A 24,101-nucleotide genomic window follows, 5' to 3' on the forward strand; every position below is an offset into this window, starting at 1 on the left:
ATTGATGAATGGTTTTCGAGCTTCTCCGATTCATTTCTCTATAGCTAGCTAATCTTCTCCTATTTTTCTTCCCCGAAGGTAACAAAAGAGGGTTAATAAACTAAAAGCACTGATCTTGCTCCACAAGTCGTTTGATTCAATCACCTCCCGGATGGGTGCTAATACCTCTTCGCTCATGTCATCGCTAGCCCTCTGGCGTAGCGGATCGTCTAGCCCCCCTGTCAGCAGAACTAAGTTAGCTCGTTCCTGAAGTGTTTGACTGATTGCAAAAGCTTGCACTAGCCCTAATAGGTTTTTTTTAGCCTCTAATCTACTAGATGCTAAGATAACGGGCAAATCTCGACGCAACTCAGCGATATCCCGTGCTAATCGCTCCTGAATCAGTTGATATATCTCTTCTTCATTTTGGGAACGTCTGTTAGTATCGAAGGTTGAGAAATCTACTCCTGGTGGAATCACCGCAAAGTGGCTGTCGTCATTTACGTCCACTGCATCACGATAGACTTGATGAGAGTACTGTTCAAAGCGTTCCTGTTTTGTACTGGTGATATTCATCGCCGAGTAATTCAGGCCTAGTTAAAGTATTACGCTCGACTAGTTATTGAACGGATAGAACAATCCGTGGAACAGGTGAGAGAATTACTCAGTACACTAACAAGCGATCAGCGTTGGGGCGTGATGCTGGAGTTCGAGAATGCTTAAGAAAGATAAGTTTGCTCAATTGGTGTCAGATGCCCCACAGTGGACTAGACCTCTTGCAAAAGTCGCTCAGGAAGATTTCATTTTGGGGAGACAAAGCTCATAATTGTAGAGAGCAGCAATCAGATGAAACTTTAAACTAAATCTTTTTCGGCGATTTCTATAAGTAAGAGACAAAATTTTAAATACCTTCAACTTTCGATTTACATGCTCACCTAAAACTATAATTATGGCTAATTCTTGATTACTCTTTTTATCCTCATAACTTCATTTACCTCCTCTAGGTTTTTTCTTGGGAATCCGACTATTGTTATGCAGTTTTTGAATACCTTGATAACCTTTATTGCCGAAGCACTCTATATCTTCTCTCAACCTAACTTGACTATTTTTAAATATCCGAAAATCATGCTTTCTACCCTTACCATGAGCGGTGCAGATGATTTTACTATTTGCTTGGTCTACTACTACTTGTGACTTAAGTGTATACTGTTTATTTTTTCCACTGTAAAACTTTTTTTGTTTTTTTTAGGACGTTCAATGGGGCTTTTTGTAACATCAACCACTACTACTTCTAACTGATAATTAGAAGTAGCCAATTTTTTCTTCCCTGGAAGTGTGAACGCCCTAGAAATAGGTAAGTGTATCTTCTATTTTTCGGATAATTCGGTAAGCTGTAGACTCGTTCACTCCCTGCTTATTGACCTATATGGAAGTAGGTACGGTACTCTCCGGAGGCGGAGCGTCTCCGGCTTTACTCCAGTATTCCAATGTCATCAACAATTGGTCTTCTGAGGTGGTTTACTTGGTCGTCCTATTTTCTGTTTGGATTGACTAGGCGTAGGCGCAGCCCGTCGTAGACATCGCACTACCTCTAGCATCGCAGTTATTAGTCTCTGGTCGTACACCACACATTGCTGTAAAGTCTTCTGGCTTTAAGCTTTTTACTTATTCGTAGGTCATCAATGCTACCCAACTCTAACCTACTTGTCCCATGTATTTGGGAGTTTTGCAAGAGGTCTACTGAACGGATGGGTTGAATTGTTGGGTTGAGAAGCGATCGCATTGTCAGGACTTTCACCTAAGTCGGTCAATTTTCGTTGTCATCAATAGACCAAATTGGGCTGAGTAGCGTACAACCGAAACAAGGGCTGGTGACTGGCTTTTACATTGTTATGCCGCAGATTGAAATCTGTTGGTTGCAGTCGATACTCAGCAAAAAGCCGCAGCAGTTTGGCTTCGTGTTCGACGGCAAACACCAAGAACAGATCCGGTCGCCGATCCCCAGTCAGAACATTGATCGCCTGATACACTGGCTCAGGGATGAAGAACGGGGGATCAACAATAATCACATCAAATTCCTGGTTAATCGGCTGTGGCTCCCGCAAATCATAAGGGAGAAACTCCGCAAATTCGGCAAACTTCGGATCGATGTCTAGAAGCGTCACCCAGCGCCCTCGTCGATACCATTCGGCTGCAAGCCGAGGCGTACAAAGGCAACAGGGATTCGCATATACATCCAGCGCGCACACGAGTGCAGAAGCAGTTTGTTGTGTAAAGAAAATCTGGCTCAACGTGAAGTCAGGAGGAACGAACCAGTCGATGGGGTCTACTAAGGACTCAAACCACGGTTGACCAGGGCCGATTGCCATCCGCTCTGTCAAAACTCGCTTTAGTTGATCTTTGTCCATACATATACCTCTTGCAACATCTGCATAACGTCTCAAATCAGCGGGCGGCTGCCAAGGTCTTTGATGCAGACAAAAATCTCAAAGTAACTTTGCTGTCAATGAACTAGAGGATGTAGAAACCTCTAGCTAGCTTCGCTTCAGCTAGAGGTAGTTCATACCAAGATAACTGTTCACTGTTAGAGTCGCGCGATCTCCTAGGATGGGTGGGGTAATCCTACTTGATGACAAAGTTAGACGGGTCTTGATCTCGTCGATGTTTAGTAGGAATGGAGTCTGGCTGCCCATCACCCACAAGGGCTGCGGTTTTCTCCAGGGATTCCCTCAATCGCTTGGCTGCGTAAATGGACATATCTCGCGGTACATTAATGCGATCGCGCAAATATCGGAGAGCGACATCAGATCCCGATGTCGGTACACAGTCTTCACCAGTCATCATATGTGTTAAAGCACAACGTAGGGCTTGATCAAACAATTTATCATCTTTGGGGTTGACTCGGATAATATTAATGCGGTGCTTGATAGTTCGTTGAAGAGCTTCCATGCGGGAGTTTTCCGGTTCTGGATAAGTAACATCTGGTAGCCCAAACCAGGGACCATTATCCACCTGCGCTTTATTGAGAAGCATCTGGGTTTCGCCGTTTTCCCAACAGCCCCCCATCTGGGGCGGCAAATCATGTACGTGGGTGTGAAAGTCACTCTGGGTACCGCAGTAGGTCGGTCGGCTTTCCATTGCCGCAAACCATGCGTTCAAGCGAGGGTTTTCCGAACGCAGGGAGTAGCCTTTGTAGTAGTAAAGGCTCGCATTCATCCGTTCGAGATATGGCGTAAAAATCACATCGACGATGCCGAAGCTATCCAGAAAGTAAGGGCTTGGGGTGCGACCCAGAGCCGACTCAACACTAGCCACCACTCCGATAAATTGTTCTCGGTTGCGTTGTTCTTGTTGAGACGAACCTGCTCTAGAGCATAGCCAAGCGCACCAGGCTCTAAATAAAAGTCGTTCTAATTGACGTAGAGTCAGCACCGTCTGGTCTTCCATCCCTTGGCTCAATGGGGCAAAAACCTTTTCCAAAGCGATCAAAATGTCATCGCTTTCCTTAATAATCCGTCCATCTAGCTCGATTGCGGGGAGCATTCCTGATGGTACCTTACGTTTGTACCAACTTTCTTTCTCCCCGTAGCAGAACATTGTCACTTTTTCGATTCGATAGGGGATCTGTTTTTCCTCTAGCCATAACCAAACTTTTTGACAGTAAGGACACCAGGCGTGGTTATCGCGGTACAGCGTTACCCGCACATCAGATTCCGGCTGACCAAACAAGCGCAACCTGGCTCTAGCGTTGGTAAGACCATTGACGGTATCTATTTGATAATCCGTGAGGGTTTGTAGTTCTTCCCAGCTTAAGGGTGCGGTAGTCATAGGGGGAGTTGCGTAGGGCAATACTTAGGACAATTCTATACTTTACAATATTTTCAATTACACCAAGGCTTAATTTAACCGATAGGTTCGCCCCTAAAGAAAAGATATTGGACAAATAGCAGCCTGAAAGTTTAGTCTGCAAAGGCATGGACGAATCACAGAGGCGGTTATGAAGCAGTTAAATAATACAAATACAACTTCAGAGTGAGTTGATGATTTACCAGCGATCATCCATTGGTTGTCACTTTGTTCAGATCCAGTTTCTGCTAGACCTTGAATTACCACAAAATTTATCATGGTTTCAGCTTGCTAAAGGAAAAGTTGCTGCTAAGAGGATGTCTGAGAAATTTTAAATAGGTGATTTTAATCACGCAAGTTGTTTGAGCATCAATCGGATCATGGCAACATAAATAAATGCTTCAGTGGTCTGAAGTAAAATTTCATAATCCTTGCTCAATCGTCGGCACCAGTTAAACCAACCAAAAGTTCGCTCAATTAACCAACGTTTAGGGAGTACAACAAAACCTTTGTGTTCCTCATGACGGCTAACAACACTTCATTTTCCATCGGTAGATATCCATCACCCAATGCTGAAAATCCTTGCTGCGATAGCCGCCATCAACCCAAATAGTGATTAACCGCCGGAAGCGATCGCGTACTGCATTCAGCTTTGAAAGTACTTGTTTTGCACCTAAAAAGTTCGCTTGTATTAGCAGCAGTGATCACCACAACTAACAGTAAACCCAAAGTGTCTACGAGTATATGGCGTTTGCGTCCCTTAATTTTTTTTTCCAGAGTCGTAACCAACTTCTTGGGAAACCATTGTTGCTGCTTCAACAGTTTGGCTGTCCATAATTGCTTCTGAAAGAGATGGTTCTCAGTTTTGACTCACACGTACCCACAAACGTAATCGTTCGTGAATTTTTAACCATGTTCCATCAATGCGCCATTGTCAGAAGTAATGATACACAGTTTTCCATTTGGGAAAATCGTTTGGAAGCATTCGCCACGCACAACCTGCACACAAAATATACATGATTGCGTTAACGATCGCCTGCATATCAACGCTTCGTTTACGACCACCTGATTTTGACTCAGGAATCAGTCGTGATAATACTTCCCATTGTTCTAGTGTCAGGTTATTTGGGTAAAATGGATTCATTGCTTTTGTCACGCTGTCTACTTAAGTATTTTTTCTAATGACAGAATACCGTGACGTTAGCTCCCTTACTTTTCAGACATTTTCTTAGGATCAGCGCTATTTTGTGATTGCAAAATTATAGGCTTCTGGTAATTAGAAGTATAACCTGGTAAAACTTTTACCTCTGGCTGAGTCAACCTTAGCGTTAAAGAAAGTCTGACTTTACCACTATTATTACGTACTGAACGATGTAATAGTGTATTAGTAAATAGTACAAACTCACCAGGACGCAACACTACAGGAATAACTTTTTTTCCAACTTCATCAGTGATTTCAAAAAAGTGATTACCACTAAAAGGATCGGTTCCTTTTATTTGGCAATTTTTTAAGTAAATATTAGGTATATACTCAAATCCATTATATTCATTAACTTCTGTCAAAGCTATATAAGCATTGATAGTTTTACCATCTCCTTTCAGCAGTTTAGAATAAGAGTCTTGATGCCAAAAAGGAATTAATTGCTGGGCGGGATAATTTACCCATATTTCTGACCGCCATAATACTAAATTATCCCCTAAATGAGCATTAAGCCTTTCTAATAAGTTTTTATCTTGACATAATTGCCAAATTACAGGTGAATCTAAATGTCTTTCCATGTAAAAACATCTGGTATAAACTTGAACTAATATAATGAATAACGAACCAATATCAAATCTGAGAAATGATTTAAATACCTGTTTTAATAATATATTTATTGGGATTTTTCGGATAATATTATCAAAAATGTATTGGGTAATATTAGCTATTTCATCACTGCTTAAAATCAGAGAATTTGGTCCCCAAATTTCATCAGTACCATCATAATTAATTTTCTTTGTATTCTGCTGTTGGTTGCAACCAGCCCATAATAAGCTCCGTTCCCATAATTGCTGTGATAATTCTTGATTTTGTGCTATTTCGGGTAATAAAATTTCTTGAGTGTGATTATCTAAAAATTTTCCACTAATATTTTGATAATCTGGGGAAGTAGCACAAACAAGGGTACTATATGCTCCGGCTTCCGAAGAAATACCTAAACCTAAATATTTACTGAGACGATGCCATATAGTAATATTTGATTGTACAAAGCCTGGATGTATGGCGTTAACAGTGACTTGATGATTATTTAATCGCTGAGAAAGTTCTGTTGTTAAAAGCAATAAAGAGAGTTTTGAAACGGTATATAATTTTAGGAAATTTAAAGGTGTTCTTTTAACTAATAAATTCCAGTCAATACCACTTGAAGATAATGCCAAATCTGATGCTAACATAATAATCCGGCTAGGAGCAGAGTTTTGCAAATTTTCTAGTAATAAATAAGTCAGCAAAAAATGACCTAAATAGTTTGTTCCCCAAATCAGTTCAAAACCTTCTTTGGTTGTACCTCTGTTGTTGAATATCCCTGCATTGTTGACTAATATATGTAATGGCAAATTGTAGCCATTAAATAGTTTTACACACTTCCGAACTGAATCTAAAGAAGCTAGATCAAGAGGTAAAAATTTCACATTTTCATTTCCGGTGGTTTGGCAGATGTAGTCTATAGCTTTTGCGGCTTTATTTGCCGAACGACAGGCAATAAATACATGATTGCCTAATTTGGCTAAACCTATGGCTGTCATTAAACCTACACCCGAATTACCACCTGTAACCAGACACACTTGCATAATTTCCGCTCTCTTAGTATTTATTTCCAACTAATTGCCAGAAATATAGCTAGTATTAATATAACGTCAAGTATTTCATCATCTTGCATCATGATTAAATCCTTCTACAATTTGAATTGGGCGGTTAGCCATCACCGTGCCAAAACATTATTTCAAGGTAATAATTATGGCGCAACAAGTTTTGCGATCGCTCAAGGGAGATAAAAGCAACTGACTGAATGAGCGATTATTGTCAAAAAAGCCTTGGTAAATGCCTTAACCTTCACTAATCAACTGTAACAAGACTTCCGTTGATATCTTGCCACTAATATCAGCACCTGACAATAGGCTCGAAGCCAAGTCTCGCTTGTGCTGATGCAATTGCACAATCTTTTCTTCTATAGTATCCTTTGTTACTAGACAATAAATGGTAACAGGGCGTTGTTGCTCAATGCGATGAGCGCGGTCTGAGGCTTGGTCTTCCACTGCGGGATTCCACCAAGGATCTGTATGAATCAGATAATCAGCAGCAGTCAGATTCAGTCCTGTACCCCCCGCCTTGAGACTAATCAGAAATACATCCTCTGAACCAGCTTGGAAAGCATCCACCCGTTTTTTGCGCTCTGCCACTGAAGTGCTGCCATCTAGATATTGATAATTAATTCCTTGCTGCTCCAGATAATCTCTGATAATGTGCAAATGGTCAACAAACTGACTAAACACTAACGCTTATGCCGATAGTCCGGCACTTGCTGCAACTGTTCGATCAGATTATTCATGTTTCCCTCTTGTCAAGAAAGCGATCGCCTCCCATAAGTATTGTCATTTTTCTCTGGTTGTATGAAACCACCCTGCCTCCCGAAGAGTGGGGAGGGGGGACTGGAGTTGGTGAGAGGCTTTGGGTTGGGGTTGTGATTTTCGGTCATTTGCGATCTTAGTGGTTAGCTAATTAATATTTCAGGTATTATTTCCAGCGATCGCACTCTTTTGTTAACTCCTCAAAACTCTGGCATAATCAAGACATGGGCGCAATTTCAAAACTGATGTAAATTCTGCCAATGTCTAACGATGAATATGACAGTCTGTGGAAAGAAGCTATAGAGATCTACTTTCAAAAGTGATAAGTTAAATTAAGAATTATTACAAAATAGTAAACAATTTTTGGAAATATCACCCAAGCTAATTAAAAGGTTTACGCCGAATGGATATTTTAATAGAATAATCTCATCAAAAGATTCGCAGAAACATAAATGGACTGGATTACACTACTGCGATCGCTACAGTCTGATTTTATTCAAAGGTTAGCATCTGGTTGTCTGCTTCATTGTGAAACAGAAGGTCAATATAGTGAATTAACTATAATTTCTGGAGAGAGGTTAAAGGCACTACGGGAATTTTGTTGGCAGATGGCTGAAAAATATAAGCGTGTTTTACCAGTCCGTGATGTTTTTATTAGCTATCTCAAAGGTAAGTTGGGTGAAGAAGTTGTCAAAGAACGTTTAGCTGATTTTATTACCGAAGTCGATTATGAAAAACGATTCGGCGGCGATGGTAATATAGATTTTACCTTGACTTCTGACCCATCTATTGGTATTGAGGTAAAATCTCGTCATGGTCGAATTGACAGAGTAAGATGGTCAATTAGTTCTGAAGAAGTTGAAAAAAATGCAGTTGTAGTTTGCATTTTGATTCAAGAAGATGTGAGTGAAGCACAATCTGAGTATCACCTTTTTGTGGCTGGTTTTCTCCCAACCCAGATGATTAAATTGAAGACTGGTAAAATTTCTTTTGGAATAGAACAATTACTATATGGTGGTGGTTTATGGTGCTATCTAGAACAGTTACAATCTTCTATAAATAATTCTTCTCGGCAACAACCACCTATTTATAAATATCTTCCAAAACAGGAAATTCTATCTAAGCCAACTATTCATCAGGTACTCAAATCTTCTTTTCAGCCTGAATATCATAATGAAGATTTAAATATATTTTATGTAAAGCTGGGTGATGAATGCTTTCAAAAGGGAGAATATACAAATGCAATTACTAACTATAATCAAGCTTTACAAGTTAAGCAGGACAATGTTGATTTTTTATATTATAAACGAGGTTTAGCTCACTATAAAATAGGAGATTATGAAGCTGCGATCGCAGATTATTCTCAGGCAATCCAGATGAATCTTCATGATGCTAAATCTTACAATAAACGAGGTTTAACTCTCTATCAATTGGGGCGATTAGAGGAAGCAATTAATGATTATACTCAAGCTATTAGAATTAATCCTAATGTTGCCGTAACCTATAAAAATCGGGCTGAAGCTCGTTCTCATGTTGGAGATAACCAAGGAGCAATTGAGGATTATACCCAGGCTATTAAAATTAATCCTCATTATGCTGATGCTTATAAAAACCGTGGGATTGCTCGTTATTTGTTAGGCTCTCAGCCAGGATTTCCTCAAGCAATCAAGATTAATCCTCAAGATGCCATAGCTTATTATAACCGTGGTAATACTCGTTCAGATTTAGGAGACTTTGAGGGTGCAATTGAAGATTATACTCAGGCAATCCAGATTAATCCTAGTTATGCTGATGCTTATTATAACCGTGGTAATACTCGTTCAGATTTAGGAGACTTTGAGGGTGCAATTGAAGATTATACTCAGGCAATTCAGATTAATCCTAGTTATGCTGATGCTTATTATAAGCGTGGTAATATTCGTTTAGAAATTGCAGATAGACAGCAAGCAATTGAAGATTTTCAGAAAGCAGCAGACATCTATCGTCAAGAAGGTAAACTAGAAGCACTCAAAAATACACGAGAAATAATATTAGATTTAGAGATAGAACAATCATTAGATATTTTAAACTTTTAGATAAATACTATAGAAAGTAATATCATTTCTTTGTGAGGGTGCGCCAAATTTTCTTTCTTTGTGTCCTTTGCGCCCTTTGCGGTTCGTTTTTCTTTCTTATACTTCAGTCCTAATATGATTTAGTGCATCTTCATATAGAATTGGTATAACCTCCAAAGTGTGTTTATCATCTGGCTGATTTTAGTCGATTTAGGTAATGCTGTTACTAATAAATTGTCTCTACCATTTGACCTTAATCAGCAACGCCCAAATTGGGATTATTGACTTTTTCAAATGAGCTAATTTACCGTTTCTTTTTTTGATAGCTACTAAAACAGTTATACTTAGTATACCTAACATTAACGAAGACTCAGGGATAGGTGTTATAGAAAAAGAATTGAGGGGATAACCTCTATAATAACCTCGATCGCCTATTTCTAAGTAGTCATAAGTGTAAAACACATTATATGATGCTCCTCCTACGGTGTAAGCAAATCCAAATTCATCCAATGCCAGAGTTTCAGCTAATAAGAGATTGTCATTGTCAAGAAACGATCCCGGAGATAATAAAGACTCTATTAGGTTGCCATTTCTTGTGCCAGTAATATCTATAATTTCATAACTATTTGTGGCTGAATCGTCCCTGATGCACCACTAATGTGGGAGTTTGCACGTAGAAGCATTGCAGCCCGAACATCAGCCAAAGGTAATTTTTTTCCTGCACCTACTTTGTGATACCACATCAAATTATTTTGTAGTAACGCCGCAGATTCAGGAGAAATTACTACATTTGCCATACCACCAAAACCAGTTGTCACCCCATAAATAGGTTCGCCAGATTCAACTGCATGGCGAATAAAATCACAGGATGCTTGGATATTAGCCAATTTTTCTAGATCGTCAGTTAAACGTACCCGTGTTCCATAACGCGCTACACTAGTTACTTCTTCAACAGTGAGATTGCGATCGCCTACAATTACAGCCTCATCAGAACTATGCACAAAAAAAAAGGCAATTTTGTTGGCAGTTTTTTTGCTTAAACGAAGTGTATCCATGCTTTTGAGAGTTTATGACTAAAGTTTTCAACCTATGACAATTAGTGAAGAAGGCAGGAGGTTGGAATTTAGATGAGGCAAGGCTTCAACCCCATCTAATTCCAATCCACCAAATCGGAGATTTTGGTGAGGGACTTAAACCCGCAAGCTCCATGAAAGGTCGCCACAGGAGATAGCGCAGCGGTAGCGAGTTTGCGTACTCTTGCAGAGAAGCAAGTTAGCAAGAGCGTCTGTCTGCGACACGCTGCGCGAACGTAGAGAGCGTCAGACAGTATTCCTCCTGCCTCCTACCCTCTGCCTCTGTTGTTAAAGAACCCCAATCTTCCAATTTGTTAAGGGGAGTAGAGAATTAGTTTCAACACTTTTTGTGTATTTCTGTTCTTGCCAGCGACCAAAGAATTTGCCCAAGGGAGCCATTTCTCTCATAAATTCTTCAAAGCTGGCAAAATTGAGCGACTGAGGCCCATCTGAAAGGGCTTTTTGAGGATTAGGGTGAACCTCAACCATTAGCGAATCACAACCAGCTGCTTTAGCAGCCATTGCCATTGGTGTCACCAATTCCGATTTCCCAGTACCGTGACTAGGATCAACAGCAATTGGCAAGTGAGTCAGACTATGCAAAACAGGAATTGCAGATATATCTAAAGTATTGCGTGTATACTCTTTGTCAAAAGTCTTAATCCCCCGTTCACATGAAATCACAACCCCAAATTTAGCATTAGCCTTTGAAAAGGATGTCATAAAGTGACAGCAGAATCTCTACCACAATCAGAATCACCACATACCACTCTACTCGCTGACTACTGCTATGCTGCATGAACTCCAGCACCGTTTGAGCGGTTTGGGAAATTAGCTCTAGTTTACGTTCCAGAGCATGGTGACGCTCACGAATTTCGTATTCATCCTCCAAGCGCAGATATAAGTTTTCTAGCTGTGGAGATTCCCAGAGCAACTCTGGCTTATCAATAATCTCTACTTGACCCACAATCTTATGTTGAACTAATAGGGTAGTCCCAAGTTGACGCAGTAATTCCCGGCTTTGTTGTCTACTCCTGTTTTCACGCTGGAGACTAGCTGCAAACGGTTCAATTTGATCGAATACAGCCGCTAGGCTGGTTTCATAGTGAGACAAAACGACACTCTTGGCGAGAATATCAGCCACTATCTGCAAGCGTTCTATACTCAATTCATGCAGTAAAATTTTTCCTTCCTTAGCTCGTTCACTCTCACTAATACTGAGATGAACTTCAACCTCTTCTGTTTCCGGGTCGGCAAAAGGGCCGCTAATTTGAGAGGATAGTTTGGTCAAAAAGGCTACCTTTTCTACAGGCTCAAGGTTAAACAGGACAACTGCACCATAGACCAGCAATACTGCGTAGCCTTCTTCACCAACTTTAATCATTAATGGCATACTCGTTAAGGAAACGTAATTATCCAGTGTCTGTAAGTTAATACCTTTACCAAGGAATAGGGCCTGCGCTCTAAATCTATCTTTGTCATTAAAAAGAAGTTTTTGCATTATTGCCCGGAAGCTATATTCTGCCTGCTTTACTGCTCTGGTAACGATAGTAATTGATGCTTGTTGTCGGAGATAACTACAATCTCAGCTTACCATTTCGTGTTTCCCCTACAGCCCACACCCTGTTTTGGTCAAAAAAATTCAACCAGTCAAGGTAAATTGGGATTGTCTAATTATGGCTGGATAGATGATACAGTCTAATGTCTCGTTGCCACCTGAATATGTTCTTCGTAAAGCCAAGCCTTTTGATATGTGGTTAATAGTATTTTTTGTGTTTAGAGCAAAGCTAGACCCTAGTCAACTAAAATGGCAGCAATTTTGGGTGATTAAATCTGATGGGCATTTAGTGGCCTTCGGGCAGCTCCGAAACTTTCACTTAGCACAAGAGCTAGGTAGTTTATTTGTTGCAGCAGCTTGGCGAAACCGTGGTTTAGGGACTGTTCTAGTGCAGCATTTAATTACTCAAGCTAGTCAACCGCTTTATTTAAAATGCTTAAAACATCAATTGGTGAATTTTTACATTCAAAGAGGTTTTGTATCCGTTAATTTTCAAGACTTACCACCATCCCTCAAGTCCAAGTTTGGACTATCTCAATTACGAAAGAGGTTAACAAAAGCTTTTGTACTATTTATGAAGTATGAAATTCCAACTGAGCGCTTATATATTCCCTCAATCGAGTGAAAGATTAGCCTATCCTGTAAGAGGCGCGTCCATGCTTCTTTAGATATTGCTGATGATACTCTTGCGCTCTAAAAAAATGACAGCGCTTTTCAAGTAATTGAACTACACTACTCGCCACTCCCCCTAAAATTGTTAGAGTGAAGAGAGTTATGAGGACGCAAATATGACTGACAAAAATCGTTCTCAATGGGACTTAGGCAGGTTTATCGAAACCCTGGCTTACTTTGAGGTAATTCCTTTCCTTAACTGGGTACAGCAATTAATCCAAGGTCGTCCTAAGGATAATCAATATAGACCCAATGGAGGAAGAAATGTGGGTGTAATATTAGTAGCAGGTGCAACAGGTGGTGTCGGTAAACGAGTCGTGCAGCGATCGCTCCAACAAGGTTATAAAGTTTGCGCCCTAGTTCGAGATATTGACAAAGCCCGGTTAATTCTTGGTAATGATATCGATTTATTAGTTGCGGATATCACACAGCCAGAAACTTTAACTCCTTTAGTTATGGTTGATATCCAAGCTGTAATTTGTTGCACAGCAGTGCGTGTACAACCAGCTGAGGGAGACACAGCAGATAGAGCTAAATACTATCAAGGTGTTAAATTTTACCAGCCAGAAATTGTTGGTGACACTCCTGAAAATGTAGAATATCAAGGAGTCAAAAACTTAGTCCAAGCGGCAGCAAAATATTTGCCCCAACCAAAGGAAAAACTAATATTTGATTTCACCAAGCCATCAGCAGAATTAAAGGATAACTGGGGAGCGTTGGATGATGTCGTCATGGGTGGCGTGAGTGCGAGTAATATCCAATTAGTAGAAAATACAGCTTTATTTGCTGGTAATGTCTCCACCGCTAACTCTGGCGGATTTGCTTCTGTCAGAACGAAGAATTTTGATCCACCCTTCAACCTATCTGATTACGAAGGTGTGAAATTGCGTGTCAAAGGTGATGGTCAACGTTATAAAATATTTCTACGGACAGATACAAAATGGGATGGTATTGGCTACAGCTATTCTTTTGATACCGTAGCTAATACCTGGATAGATATTCACATCCCCTTTGCAGATTTGATTCCTGTATTTCGAGCAAAAGTTGTCAAAGATGCACCGCCACTTGAAGAAAGTAGAATTTGTTCATTCCAACTGATGTTGAGCAAATTTGAACATGATGGCGCTTTAAATCCCAAGTTTTCCCCAGGTGGTTTTACTTTCCAGTTGGAATCAATTAAAGCTTATGGGGGGGCAACTTTACCACAATTTATCCTCGTCAGTTCAGCAGGTGTCACTCGTCCCGGCCGCCCTGGCATTAATTTAGATGAAGAACCCCCAGCAGTAAAATTAAATGACCAATTGGGAGGAATTCTAACTTGGAAGTTGAAGGGGGAAGATAGTTTAAGAGAAAGCGGAATTCCTTATACAATTATTAGACCTTGTGCTTTAACTGAAGACGCAGGGGGTAAGGAATTAATATTTGAGCAAGGTGACAATATTAGAGGCAAAATCTGCCGTGAGGATGTGGCAGAACTTTGTGTGCAAGCGCTAAAACTAGGAAAAGCGTCTAACGTCACATTTGAGGTGAAACAGGGAGAAAATACTGTCAACTCTATCGATTGGCAGAGTTTATTTTCTAACTTACAACCGGATAAGAGATGAAATATCTACAGATTTTTAGTCTGTAATTATCCCAACAAAGTCTGGTTACATAGGCTGTTATAACAAGTCAGCTATTTGATATGAAAAAAATCAAGGTGTTAGTAATCGCCGGGATTTTAGTAACAATTATCTGGGGCAGTTTTTTTTCCAAAACTGCCTCATCCCAGCAAGTAGAGTCCCGCATCAATAACTTAGAAGCAGACTTGAATCGTGTTGAGTCGCGGTTAAATCAGCTAGAGTCTCAGCTAGGTAGAACCCGTCAGTCTCCATCCTCAAGAACAAGACTTACCCCACGACAGTCAAGTGGTTCCAGAGGGAACTTATCACAGCAAGATCCGATGTTTGATCGGCTTGCAACTTTGGTGATTGAATTGAAGCAACAAGTTAATAAATTAGAGGAGCGAGTTGCTAAATTAGAATCACGTTAAATATTTAATCAAATTTAAAAAAGCTAGTACTTAGTAAACTATTTCTGGGTAATTTCCAACTTCAATTCTTGTAAAAGTTCAGTGCTAATGGGTGATTTTGCCAGAATTGGATGTTTAATACCTCCCCAGATACTTCCGGTGCGAATACGATGGGAAACTAATATTTCAAGAATTTGACTAGAGATTAAAACCTGTGGTGGTGCGAGTTGACCGATGGTTCGCGCTCTCTTGTAATGATATGATTCTGATAGAGCCTGATCCAGTTTGTGAGCAATAATTTCTGGGGTTTGTTTTGCCGAATCTAGTAATAGAATATAGTGTGGAGGATCGGCAATCGGTATCAAGCTTTTAAAATTAGCTTCTTGCAAGTTCAACAGAGTCAGAGCATTATTGACAAAAGTTTCTTGTAACTTTTCGCCCACCAAATCGCTAATGGCTTTATGTCGTCCGAGAAACTCTAAACAGGGAGTGTGGCGATAGTAATTAGTTACCCGGATGCGATCGCCAATTCGATAACGATACAAACCTCCTTTCTGCGATAAAATAATTGTGTATTCCTTGCCAATACTGAGTTGATGTAAACCATACAGGGAACCAGTCTCATCCTCGAACTCGAAAAACACTTCATTGAGAATCGGCACATATCCTCCAGCGACAATCAACGGAATCGTCATTGGGGCTTCGGTTGCTAGTAGTCCTTTACCTTGAATGAATATACCTGGAAATTGCGCTTGCAATCCCTGAGCTTGATCTGCTGCATTGGCACTATCCCAGCAAGAAATCAGCTTCAAATTTGGCCAGAGTTGCATCCAGGAAATATTACTTTCACTGAGAAGTTGCAGGCGCTTATGTGAAATCCGGTTGTGTAATTCTTTTCGCAATAAATTTTGATTTTCTTGAATATATTTTAAATGTACTTGCAGAAAACTAGGACTCCAAATAGAAATAATTTCTAGTTTTTCAGCCTCTAATAATGCCAAAGCCAGTTGATGTTTAAACAAGTTCGCATCATCCAACCGATTCAGTTTATTTGGCATCACTAACCAAGGACGTAAAAACCAACGCAACCAGCCATCTAAGTAATCTAGATCGTTCTGTAAAGTTTGGCTATCTGCTACATCTAATTGCGGCGAGATACAAGCATAAATCTTCCCTGTGGAAAATTTCGGTCCGTGTACAATCAAATCATGCGCCCAGATACAGAACATTTGATTAAACGATCGTCGCAAAGATTGAGTATAAGGAATCCATTTTACCGCCCCACTACTACCAGAGGTTTTTTCATAGAACAAAATAGGTTCAGGAGTAAGGGAAATTTGCTGCTGTTTTTGATTTAAGTAGGGTTCGAGTGCATCATAATCTACGATTGGCAGTGCGTACCAATCGTCTAGAGAATGAATCCCCAAAGTTTTACCATACTCACTGTTGATTAGGCGATCGCAAATCTCCCTTTTTACAGATGTCTGCATTAACTCTGGGTTATCCAAAGCTTGATGAAATCGCCTCGCCGTTGGTGCGAGGATTTGCCCAAAAAGCTGAATAATTGGACGCATTATTGCACCTTTTGATTAGGATAAAGATTACTGGCTGCTGGTAAGTAAGAACCATCACCAATGACTACACCGGGAGCAAGATTAGATCCGGCTCCCACAAAAACATTGCTGCCAATCTTGACTTTTTTGACATACAACATTAAATTTTGCTTGCGGGGTTTAATGATGTGAGAATAGATACCGACACGATGCCCGATAACGACACGATCGCCAATTTCTAATAAACTGCGATCGGCAATTTCCAAACTTGGTGTCCAGTAAACATCTCGCCCCACTTTAGCACCCCATAATCGCAACCAACAGGAAAATACCCCCGGAATCAACCGCAGCACTCCTTCCAAGGCGGAAATAGTAATATAAATTACCTGGATTTGATGACTACCCCACCAGGGACTATATTCTTTACTTTGTAGATAACTAATACCCTCCCGCACAGGATAAACCCATTCATGCAAGCGGTAAACTAGCACTGGTAGCCCATAAATAGAAAGGAACACCACCAGAATGCTGAAGATGTTGGGTGAATAGGCAAGGTAGACTATTGCTGTCCCAATTATCATTAATACAAGGGTAGGAAAAAACAAAAGAATTGTACTTATAACTGTCATGAAAATGGGAATAAAAGTTTTTGGAACAAATTTAATGAGCTAGAAATTCCGATGAGAGATGGCATTTTTTTGCTTTCATAATATGTTCCATGTAACTTATCCCAAATTTTCATATTAGCCCCATAGTTATAATTGTGGACTTCGCGGCAATGATGCCAAGCATGATCCTGTGGTAAGATTAACCAAGAAGATAAAAATTGATAAAGCCAGCTACTTTCAGGAATTATCAATTCGCTATGTCGCCATAAATCTAAAGCAGAAGTTAGACTTACTCCAAGTAAATAACCTGTTGGATCAGCTAACAGATACAAAAACAAAGTGTGTATCCATAAATAAATAATTAACAAACTTGTCCAGAGTGTATTCCGAGAAGTTCCTAATACATCCATCTGAGTAACAGTATGATGGACTTGATGAACTTTCCACAATAATTTAGTATGTAATAAACGATGATTCCAATAATATAAATAATCAACCATGACAAAACTGATAATAAAAGCCGTAACTAACGATACTTTTAAATATCCTTGTTGAGTAGGTAATAAATGTTGATAAAGCCAATAAACTAAAGTCGCTTGTAGTAAGGGAATGAAAATTCCTTGAATTGTTAATCCTATACCATCTAGCAACCAATCTTCACGACTTTTAACTTGAAGTTGAGTTCGTCCAACCTGATTTGTAATAGTCCAGCCAACTAATCCGATAAAAGAACCAAAAATTAGTAGTTGTGAAAAGTTTTGTATTCCCACTTCTGATTACTCACACTGATATTGATGAATTACGAATTATTCTTAAACCCAAAATGTAACTTTTAACGATTGATTTGGCAATAAACGCGGATCTTCTCCACGAGATATAGCTGCTATAATTGACTCTACAAATATATGAATTGTGTCCGCAGGCGTATTATAAAATTGTGTACCGTATTTAGCGATCGCTTCCCCCTGAATACCCAAAATTTCCACGTCTTGGCGGATAATGTGTTGAGCAGTCCACTGCACAAAGGGACGTGCTAACTTATTCCAAATACCATAGTTGTAGGTGACATCCGTATAAACCAGAGTTGAATTATCGGTTTCTGGAATAGATTGACTGGTAATGAACAAATGGCGATTGTGTGCCATTTTATATTCCACAGAGGTAATATTTGGCATATAAAAGTGATCGCTATGTTTAATCTCTGCACCCTGCAAATTCAGAAAACGGCTGTACCATCCCAAATTACTGTTTTCGTTGCGATACTCCACCAAAACCGAACCATTCCACCGTTCTACAGTCATCTCTAACTTTTGTTGGCGGGAAGTACGGAAAACACCAGGATGAACAAAAGCCGTATGGGGAATATCGATAAAGTTCTCCGCACAATTAGTAACATTGTTAGCAAAACGGTTAATTACCCGCACCGTCTCCCATCCTGTTTGTTCGTAGTGAGGCATAGAAAAGGGTTCAAGATCAACGCTTGGGGTATCGGCTAACTGCACATAAACATAGCCATCTTGTTCTTTGGTAGCGTAACACTTGGCTCGACGCTGTGGGGAAGGTTTGAAATCATCTCCTTCGGCTGGAACAGCAATAACGTTCCCAACTCCGTCATATACCCAACCATGATAGGGACATTGTAAAGCACCGTCACAAACTTTACCTGCTGATAGACGGCTATTGCGGTGTAAACAGCGATCGCGCAAAGCTACGGGTTGTCCATCTTCACCGCGAAATATCGCTAACCATTCTCCTAAAACGGTGCGTGGTAATACCTTGTTAGATTGTAATTGTTCGCTGAGTGCGACAATGTACCAGAAATCTGCAAATTGCATGGTGGGTGAGAGCGATCGTATTTAAATTATGGCTATATCTTAAGCAAAAGCTCATTCTTTGTTGGTTGCTGAAAACTTGTTTTAGGTCAAGTTAGATGGTTTTACCTTGTAGTATGATGTCCAGGGAATCTTAAATGAAAACAGCTTATAAACTGGCAGGTAGGCTACGATCTAAGAGTATGTGCAACCAAGGCACTAATCTACTTAGCATAAATGTATAAAGAACTTATGAACTACGATATAGAAACAACCGAAAGTCCAAGGCTTGAAGTAGAGTATTACGGTGCTGACTTTCCTGTGGATACATTAGTGAAACGAGTGGAAGAAGAAGAATTTATTATTCCAGGGTTTCAGAGAAAGTATGTTTGGGAAGAAGAAGAAGCATCACGCTTTATTGAAACCTTGCTACTTGGCCTTCCTAGCCCTGCACTCTTTCTCGCTAAAGATAAGTTTTCCAAAAAATATCTTGTTATAGATGGACAGCAACGGCTGAAAACTTTGCAGTATTTCTTTCAAGAATCTTTTCCAAATGGGAAAATATTTAAGCTTAAAGGTGTCGTCCCACAGTTAGAAGGCTTAACTTATTCCACATTACCACTATCGGAGCGTCGTGAGCTTAATAATGCAATAATCCACTGCATAATTATATCTGAAAATTATGATCCACGTGGAATCTTTTATCTATTTGAACGACTTAATACTACTGGAACTGCCTTAAAACCACAGGAGATTCGGAATGCTCTCTATCATGGTTCTTTTAGTGAATTGCTTCAAGATTTATCAAAAAATGAAACCTGGAAAGAGCTTTATAGAAAGGATGATATTCGGGCTGATGAACAAGAGCATATATTAAGATTTTTATCTCTATATTTCGATGGAGAAAATTATTCAGGCAATATGACCAATTTTCTCAATCAATTTATGTTAAAAAACAAAGATTTGGATATAATTACCGAAACTGAGATAAAAAATATATTTTTAAATACAATATATTTTCTTAAAAATTGTATAGGCTCTAAAGTTTTTTATGAGAGAAAAAAATTCCAAATTCTTTTTGATAGTGTGATGGTTATAACTGCTCAAGAGTTGGATAAAGGTTTGGAATGTTCAAAATTTAAAAAGTTTTACGAATTGCTGATTAATGACAAGCATTTCTGGTCATTTGCTCAACCCTCTACCACAAGTAGAAAAAATCTAATTACGAGGCTGGAGTATGTTAAAGAGCTTTATAGAAATACGCAGTTATGAATCAATCTATATTAGCTCATCGTCAGAAAATAGATAATCTCTTTAAAAAATTTGCTTCTTTCACAGAACCAGAGATTCAAAGTGAATGGTCAAAGTATCTATGTATCTTGATATCAGGATTCATTGAAGAATCTTTGAGAGTTTTATTAGAAAAATATTGTGAAAACAAAGCTTCACCAAACATTCAAAAATTTGTTACAAAACAGATACAAGATATAACAAACTGTAAAACAAGTAGAATTACAGAAATATTAGGCAAATTTAGCCCTATTTGGGAAAGCGAATTCACTAACAAAATTCAAGCTGAGAGTAAAATTGTTGATGAAATAAAAACTCTATAGATAGTGTGGTTATTAATCGTCACAAAATAGCTCATGGTAAAAGTGTCGGTATGAGCTACAATAATGTATCGACTTGGTATAAGAATGTCAAAAAAGCTGTAGAAATTTTGGAAGAAATAATAAAGTAACTTTTACAGTTTCCATGATTTTATTAAACTAAGTCTCTAAACTGAGTTTAACTAATTCATCCTTCAATCTTCCGAATTTCAACATTCTCTGTAACATTAACCTGACAAGCTAACCGCGCATGAGGATGATTAGCTGCTAATGTCTCCAGCATTTCCTGTTCATCAGGTTGAGGAGGAGGAATATCACCAATCACCTCAACCAAACAAGTGCCACAAATACCAGTCCGACAACCAAACAAAACAGGTGAATTCTGAACCGTGAGATGTTCAGACAAACTTTGATGACATTTCAGAGTGATAGGAACAAAATCACTTCCTGGAAACGATATCTTACATAAGTCAGCCATAATACAAAACAATTTTACCTAAATAACGCTCTTCCATTCTTCTCTGTGCCTCTGCGTCTCTGCGTAAACTAAAAACAAATCCTCTTGGTGTTCAAAACCTTGAAAAGCCTTTTGTTGAGTCGCCAAATATCGAGAAATTGAATTATTAGCCATCAGTGACATTTCTCGATTACGTTGCCAAAGATAATCGAGCTTTTCAATATACAGCTGATAAGATTTCATCGCCTCCTGATGAGTTAAAAAACTGCGCTGCAATCCTTCCGACTCCTCTGTAAAACAACGGCGCATCATTCCTTTAGCATCCCTGTCACTCATCTCAAAAATGGGCGATCGCAACACCCGATAAATCTTGCCATACAGCGCCGGATCGTACCAGAAAATACCGTTTATGGCAGCAGAAAAATGAAAATGATCATGCTGACATCCTAGCAATCCTAAATTAGCAACCAGTCGCTCAAAAGCAGTTGGTGGCTTAAGGCAGGTGATAACATCGTGAGATATAATTGTCGAACTATTAAAGTGAAAACTCTCATCCATGAAGTGATAATAAGAGACTTTAGCAGGAATGGGAGCAGCTTCAGGATGAGGATGTTTTTGATAATAATTGCTGAGTTTGTGCTGTACTAACTTGCCGTTTAGTGTCCGCACCCCCCGTACCGTGAAATACTGACAAGCCAAAAAAGTATTATTCGCAGAAATCAGCCCAAAGTATTGAAGTTGAATTTTTTTCCACCAAGTTTTTAAGGCATTGGTGTCAGCATAAACCATCGTTTCCGTAAACGGGCCGCGCATGGGGTAGGTAAAGATAAGTTCCCCAAACAACGCTTGTTCAACCTGTTTAGCAATTGTGCGGAAGGCGTTAATGTGCGATCGCTCTTGGGCGGATTCCAAATCTAATGTATCGCAGATTAAGCGAAAATCTTCTTGAGCGTAAAGTCCGGCTGCACTGGTTTGATTGAAAAAGATAGTTGCAATTTCAGCAGAAACAATTTGTGAGTAGTAAGCTACCCAGTAAAGTTGATTTAAAATTATACGCTGATGTTGGCTGGACTGTTCCCATAAAGGTGTACCATATAGCAGGGAAAATTCCTCTGGGTTCCAATACTCATTTTGACAATCTTCATAGCGAAAATTGGTAACTGCTTCATCCATTAAAGCAGTATGATCTTGCTGTTTGTTGCGGGTGTGGTTAATTTGTAATTTGCGATAAATAGTTTTTTCCATATCCATTTTTATTTAACGCAGAGATAAGATTGATATTTATTACACACATTGATGGGCGGGGAGGGGTTCAAAGGCTCCGCGTTCATCTAGATTTTGCAGGATAAACTGGGCTGATTTTCCTCCCATTAGCGATCGCAATATTTGTAATCGGGTTCCGCTGTGAGTCTCTGTATCTAGTTCTTCTAAGATTTGGATTTTTTGCGATCGCGTCAGATGTCCTTTCACTTGTTCGACTGCTGCAAGTAAGCTTTGTGGCCCCACCTGTACCATAAATAAAAACTGTGCCAATACATCAAGAATTGTTGTTTGACTGAATGCTGAAATAGTAATTTGATTAAACAAGGTGGTTCCTGTGGCGTGATGACGGGATTCAGATTGTAAAAAACTGGAAAAAAGTTCTGCTAAAATTGGATAGCGGCATTCCTTTGCTAAACGTCGATAATGGCTTAAACCCCATCCTTCTAAAACTACTTGCAGCACAAACAACAAAACTGTTTTATCTGCACTTTCAACCACTTCTGATAGTAAGCGCAAAAACGGATCGTCCGTGTTAGTTACTTCCGTTTCTGGTAAAAAATGGCTAATTTGATGAAGGTGGGTAGCTTCATCAGCCGTAAACAGTCCATAGAGCATTCGTTCTTCAACTGTTTCTGCTAACAGTACCATTTTTGCCATGTAGCCAACGCCTGCTTTTTCTATGAAATATGATTCTTCTAACAGACTGCGATTAGTAAGTTCCAGAATAGCAGATTGTTCAGTAAGATTAGATTGTTGAAAAATTTTGACTTGATGTAAATTGAAAAATTCCGCATCCCAATAATTTATTTGTGGATCATTAGCATAATTATTCTGATTGGGTAATGCTGCTGTTAATATCCGTCGTAAACAGTTATGAGAATCTGTGTGTGGTAGATCAAAACCGGCAATGTTATATTTTAAATCCATTTTTTTCCTGTTCAATTAATCTGAAGTCAGGGTTAGATGTTAATAAAGTTTGAATATCTGGATAATTAACAGTTTCCCACTTTTCCCAGGTTAAGGCTTTCTGGTGATTAACGTGCTGAATAAATTGCAGAATAGATTGATCTGCTTTAGTAGGAGTCTTTAAATCAAACTGAATTGTTTGAAATACCTGTGTATCTCCTTTTGCAAAGTAATTACCAACTTGCTGAGTTAACCATAACAAACCACGATTTAAAACCCATCCCCAAAATCCCGGACGCTTAGGAGTCACAAGAATTGTTTGCCCTTCAGTTTTACCACCTTCTATCATTCGCACTGTAAATATAATGTAGAAGTGCAGAAAATCCGGGCCTAGGGTTACAGTGCCGGTGCTGCCATACCAGTAACACATACTATAAGTAACTTCATTGCGGTATAAAGGACGAATCAGGCGGATTAACCAAGAATCATCCCCTCCCCGTGTAGTGTTGCTGAAGGTAATAGCGTTGGGGTTGAGGTTTTGAGAATCAAATACAATCTCTAAGGGTAGATTGTGTACTGTATTGAAGTGGTGAGCATCAATCGCATTAATTAGTAAGACATTGGGATGGCAGTTTTTGACAAACTGAGTCCCCAATATATAATCACAATCTGCCTGTTCTAACTCTGGTACAAAGGGCAGCGAACTTGGCTTTTCTTCTCCCACCCAAACCCAAATTATGCCGTACTTTTCCGCCGTATGCCAAGTTTTAATACACACAGGTAGCGGTTTTCCGAGAGAAGGAACATCTACACAAATTCCGTGATTGTCATACTTCCAATTATGAAAAAAGCAGCGAATTCCATCACCTTCTACCTTACCTTCTGCTAAATGAGCGCCCATGTGAGGGCAATAAGCATCCACCACCACTACTTTCCCACTGACTCCCCGATAAATTGCCAGATTTCTACCTAGCAATGTTATAGCTTTTACTTTGGCAATTTTTAATTTTTTGGATGGTAATGTCCAGTACCATCCCTCTATAAATTGAGTTGGATTGTTAAAGTTTGATTGTGGGTTTGTATATACCATAAAA

24 protein-coding genes and 4 pseudogenes are annotated in these 24,101 nt (G+C 39.4%); 8 read left to right on the forward strand and 20 right to left on the reverse strand.

Going from position 1 to position 24,101, the window contains the following annotated elements:
* Window positions 1-48: 48 nt before the first annotated feature.
* The 8 genes and pseudogenes from V7K60_RS04410 to V7K60_RS04440 all read right to left on the reverse strand — a co-directional run.
* Entirely contained in the window at window positions 49-555 is a 507-nt protein-coding gene (locus V7K60_RS04410) for a hypothetical protein (protein ID WP_334923264.1), read from the reverse strand.
* A gap of 411 nt (window positions 556-966) precedes the next feature.
* Window positions 967-1,209, reverse strand: a pseudogene (locus V7K60_RS35095) (transposase family protein); the annotation flags it as partial.
* A 376-nt stretch (window positions 1,210-1,585) separates the two neighbouring features.
* Window positions 1,586-1,777: a hypothetical protein gene (locus V7K60_RS04415; protein WP_334923266.1), complete on the reverse strand. Its 192-nt coding sequence runs from the start codon at window positions 1,775-1,777 to the stop codon at window positions 1,586-1,588.
* Window positions 1,778-1,802: 25 nt separating this feature from the next.
* The gene (locus V7K60_RS04420; protein ID WP_334923267.1) at window positions 1,803-2,423 is read right to left on the reverse strand and encodes a hypothetical protein; all 621 of its coding nucleotides are present in this window, start codon (window positions 2,421-2,423) and stop codon (window positions 1,803-1,805) included.
* 178 nt (window positions 2,424-2,601) lie between these two features.
* A complete protein-coding gene (locus V7K60_RS04425; protein ID WP_334923269.1) occupies window positions 2,602-3,807 on the reverse strand; it encodes a glutathione S-transferase family protein in 1,206 nt (401 codons plus the stop codon).
* 367 nt (window positions 3,808-4,174) lie between these two features.
* Window positions 4,175-4,969 (reverse strand): annotated as a pseudogene (locus V7K60_RS04430) (IS5 family transposase).
* Between the two features lie 65 nt (window positions 4,970-5,034).
* The gene (locus tag V7K60_RS04435; RefSeq protein WP_334923271.1) at window positions 5,035-6,684 is read right to left on the reverse strand and encodes an SDR family NAD(P)-dependent oxidoreductase; all 1,650 of its coding nucleotides are present in this window, start codon (window positions 6,682-6,684) and stop codon (window positions 5,035-5,037) included.
* 225 nt (window positions 6,685-6,909) lie between these two features.
* A pseudogene (locus V7K60_RS04440) lies at window positions 6,910-7,362 on the reverse strand (DEAD/DEAH box helicase); the annotation flags it as partial.
* A 2-nt stretch (window positions 7,363-7,364) separates the two neighbouring features.
* On the opposite strand from V7K60_RS04440, the gene V7K60_RS04445 reads away from it, so the two are divergent.
* Together V7K60_RS04445 and V7K60_RS04450 are read left to right on the forward strand one after the other, a co-directional pair.
* Window positions 7,365-7,571 (forward strand): hypothetical protein, encoded by a 207-nt coding sequence (locus V7K60_RS04445; RefSeq protein ID WP_334923273.1) that lies wholly within the window; start codon window positions 7,365-7,367, stop codon window positions 7,569-7,571.
* A gap of 312 nt (window positions 7,572-7,883) precedes the next feature.
* The gene (locus V7K60_RS04450) at window positions 7,884-9,506 is read left to right on the forward strand and encodes a tetratricopeptide repeat protein (RefSeq protein ID WP_334923274.1); all 1,623 of its coding nucleotides are present in this window, start codon (window positions 7,884-7,886) and stop codon (window positions 9,504-9,506) included.
* Window positions 9,507-9,725: 219 nt separating this feature from the next.
* Here the strand turns inward: V7K60_RS04450 and V7K60_RS04455 are convergent, their stop codons facing one another.
* The 4 genes and pseudogenes from V7K60_RS04455 to V7K60_RS04470 all read right to left on the reverse strand — a co-directional run bounded on the left by V7K60_RS04455 (window position 9,726) and on the right by V7K60_RS04470 (window position 12,059).
* Complete coding sequence (locus tag V7K60_RS04455; RefSeq protein ID WP_334923276.1) at window positions 9,726-9,995, reverse strand: hypothetical protein; 270 nt, start codon at window positions 9,993-9,995, stop codon at window positions 9,726-9,728.
* A 98-nt stretch (window positions 9,996-10,093) separates the two neighbouring features.
* A complete protein-coding gene (locus V7K60_RS04460; protein WP_334923278.1) occupies window positions 10,094-10,540 on the reverse strand; it encodes an aromatic amino acid lyase in 447 nt (148 codons plus the stop codon).
* Window positions 10,541-10,846: 306 nt separating this feature from the next.
* Window positions 10,847-11,242, reverse strand: a pseudogene (locus V7K60_RS04465) (hypothetical protein); the annotation flags it as partial.
* Window positions 11,243-11,258: 16 nt separating this feature from the next.
* The gene (locus V7K60_RS04470; RefSeq protein ID WP_334923280.1) at window positions 11,259-12,059 is read right to left on the reverse strand and encodes an RMD1 family protein; all 801 of its coding nucleotides are present in this window, start codon (window positions 12,057-12,059) and stop codon (window positions 11,259-11,261) included.
* A 187-nt stretch (window positions 12,060-12,246) separates the two neighbouring features.
* Here V7K60_RS04470 and V7K60_RS04475 point away from each other — a divergent pair, with 187 nt between their 5' ends.
* The 3 genes from V7K60_RS04475 to V7K60_RS04485 all read left to right on the forward strand — a co-directional run bounded on the left by V7K60_RS04475 (window position 12,247) and on the right by V7K60_RS04485 (window position 14,820).
* Window positions 12,247-12,741, forward strand: coding sequence for a GNAT family N-acetyltransferase (locus V7K60_RS04475; RefSeq protein ID WP_334923281.1), 495 nt, complete (start codon window positions 12,247-12,249; stop codon window positions 12,739-12,741).
* A 163-nt stretch (window positions 12,742-12,904) separates the two neighbouring features.
* A complete protein-coding gene (locus V7K60_RS04480) occupies window positions 12,905-14,392 on the forward strand; it encodes a CIA30 family protein (protein WP_334923283.1) in 1,488 nt (495 codons plus the stop codon).
* An 80-nt stretch (window positions 14,393-14,472) separates the two neighbouring features.
* On the forward strand, window positions 14,473-14,820 hold the full coding sequence (locus V7K60_RS04485; protein WP_334923285.1) for a hypothetical protein: 348 nt from the start codon (window positions 14,473-14,475) through the stop codon (window positions 14,818-14,820).
* A 38-nt stretch (window positions 14,821-14,858) separates the two neighbouring features.
* Here V7K60_RS04485 and V7K60_RS04490 read toward each other — a convergent pair whose 3' ends face one another.
* From V7K60_RS04490 to V7K60_RS04505, 4 genes are read right to left on the reverse strand one after another with little or no spacing between them, the layout of a single operon-like run.
* Window positions 14,859-16,373 (reverse strand): GH3 family domain-containing protein, encoded by a 1,515-nt coding sequence (locus tag V7K60_RS04490; protein ID WP_334923287.1) that lies wholly within the window; start codon window positions 16,371-16,373, stop codon window positions 14,859-14,861.
* Complete coding sequence (locus V7K60_RS04495) at window positions 16,373-16,981, reverse strand: DapH/DapD/GlmU-related protein (protein ID WP_334923289.1); 609 nt, start codon at window positions 16,979-16,981, stop codon at window positions 16,373-16,375. Before V7K60_RS04495 ends, V7K60_RS04490 begins: the two co-directional genes overlap by 1 nt.
* Window positions 16,978-17,730, reverse strand: coding sequence for a sterol desaturase family protein (locus V7K60_RS04500; RefSeq protein WP_334923291.1), 753 nt, complete (start codon window positions 17,728-17,730; stop codon window positions 16,978-16,980). Before V7K60_RS04500 ends, V7K60_RS04495 begins: the two co-directional genes overlap by 4 nt.
* A gap of 42 nt (window positions 17,731-17,772) precedes the next feature.
* A complete protein-coding gene (locus V7K60_RS04505; protein WP_334923293.1) occupies window positions 17,773-18,795 on the reverse strand; it encodes an aromatic ring-hydroxylating dioxygenase subunit alpha in 1,023 nt (340 codons plus the stop codon).
* A gap of 213 nt (window positions 18,796-19,008) precedes the next feature.
* Here V7K60_RS04505 and V7K60_RS04510 point away from each other — a divergent pair, with 213 nt between their 5' ends.
* The 3 genes from V7K60_RS04510 to V7K60_RS04520 are packed head-to-tail and all read left to right on the forward strand — an operon-like array spanning window position 19,009 to window position 20,512.
* The gene (locus V7K60_RS04510; RefSeq protein ID WP_334923295.1) at window positions 19,009-20,043 is read left to right on the forward strand and encodes a DUF262 domain-containing protein; all 1,035 of its coding nucleotides are present in this window, start codon (window positions 19,009-19,011) and stop codon (window positions 20,041-20,043) included.
* Entirely contained in the window at window positions 20,040-20,384 is a 345-nt protein-coding gene (locus V7K60_RS04515; protein ID WP_334923297.1) for a HEPN domain-containing protein, read from the forward strand. The genes V7K60_RS04510 and V7K60_RS04515 overlap by 4 nt, the downstream gene beginning before the upstream one ends.
* 50 nt (window positions 20,385-20,434) lie before the next feature.
* A complete protein-coding gene (locus tag V7K60_RS04520) occupies window positions 20,435-20,512 on the forward strand; it encodes a hypothetical protein (protein ID WP_334923438.1) in 78 nt (25 codons plus the stop codon).
* A 56-nt stretch (window positions 20,513-20,568) separates the two neighbouring features.
* Here V7K60_RS04520 and V7K60_RS04525 read toward each other — a convergent pair whose 3' ends face one another.
* From V7K60_RS04525 to V7K60_RS04540, 4 genes are read right to left on the reverse strand one after another with little or no spacing between them, the layout of a single operon-like run.
* On the reverse strand, window positions 20,569-20,859 hold the full coding sequence (locus tag V7K60_RS04525) for a 2Fe-2S iron-sulfur cluster binding domain-containing protein (RefSeq protein ID WP_334923298.1): 291 nt from the start codon (window positions 20,857-20,859) through the stop codon (window positions 20,569-20,571).
* An 18-nt stretch (window positions 20,860-20,877) separates the two neighbouring features.
* Entirely contained in the window at window positions 20,878-22,083 is a 1,206-nt protein-coding gene (locus V7K60_RS04530; RefSeq protein WP_334923299.1) for a P-aminobenzoate N-oxygenase AurF, read from the reverse strand.
* Between the two features lie 39 nt (window positions 22,084-22,122).
* The gene (locus tag V7K60_RS04535) at window positions 22,123-23,028 is read right to left on the reverse strand and encodes a ferritin-like domain-containing protein (RefSeq protein WP_334923301.1); all 906 of its coding nucleotides are present in this window, start codon (window positions 23,026-23,028) and stop codon (window positions 22,123-22,125) included.
* Complete coding sequence (locus tag V7K60_RS04540; protein ID WP_334923303.1) at window positions 23,012-24,097, reverse strand: aromatic ring-hydroxylating dioxygenase subunit alpha; 1,086 nt, start codon at window positions 24,095-24,097, stop codon at window positions 23,012-23,014. Before V7K60_RS04540 ends, V7K60_RS04535 begins: the two co-directional genes overlap by 17 nt.
* Window positions 24,098-24,101 lie beyond the last annotated feature (4 nt).

The sequence above is a fragment of the Nostoc sp. genome, assembly GCF_036917555.1.
Classification (GTDB): Bacteria; Cyanobacteriota; Cyanobacteriia; order Cyanobacteriales; family Nostocaceae; genus Nostoc.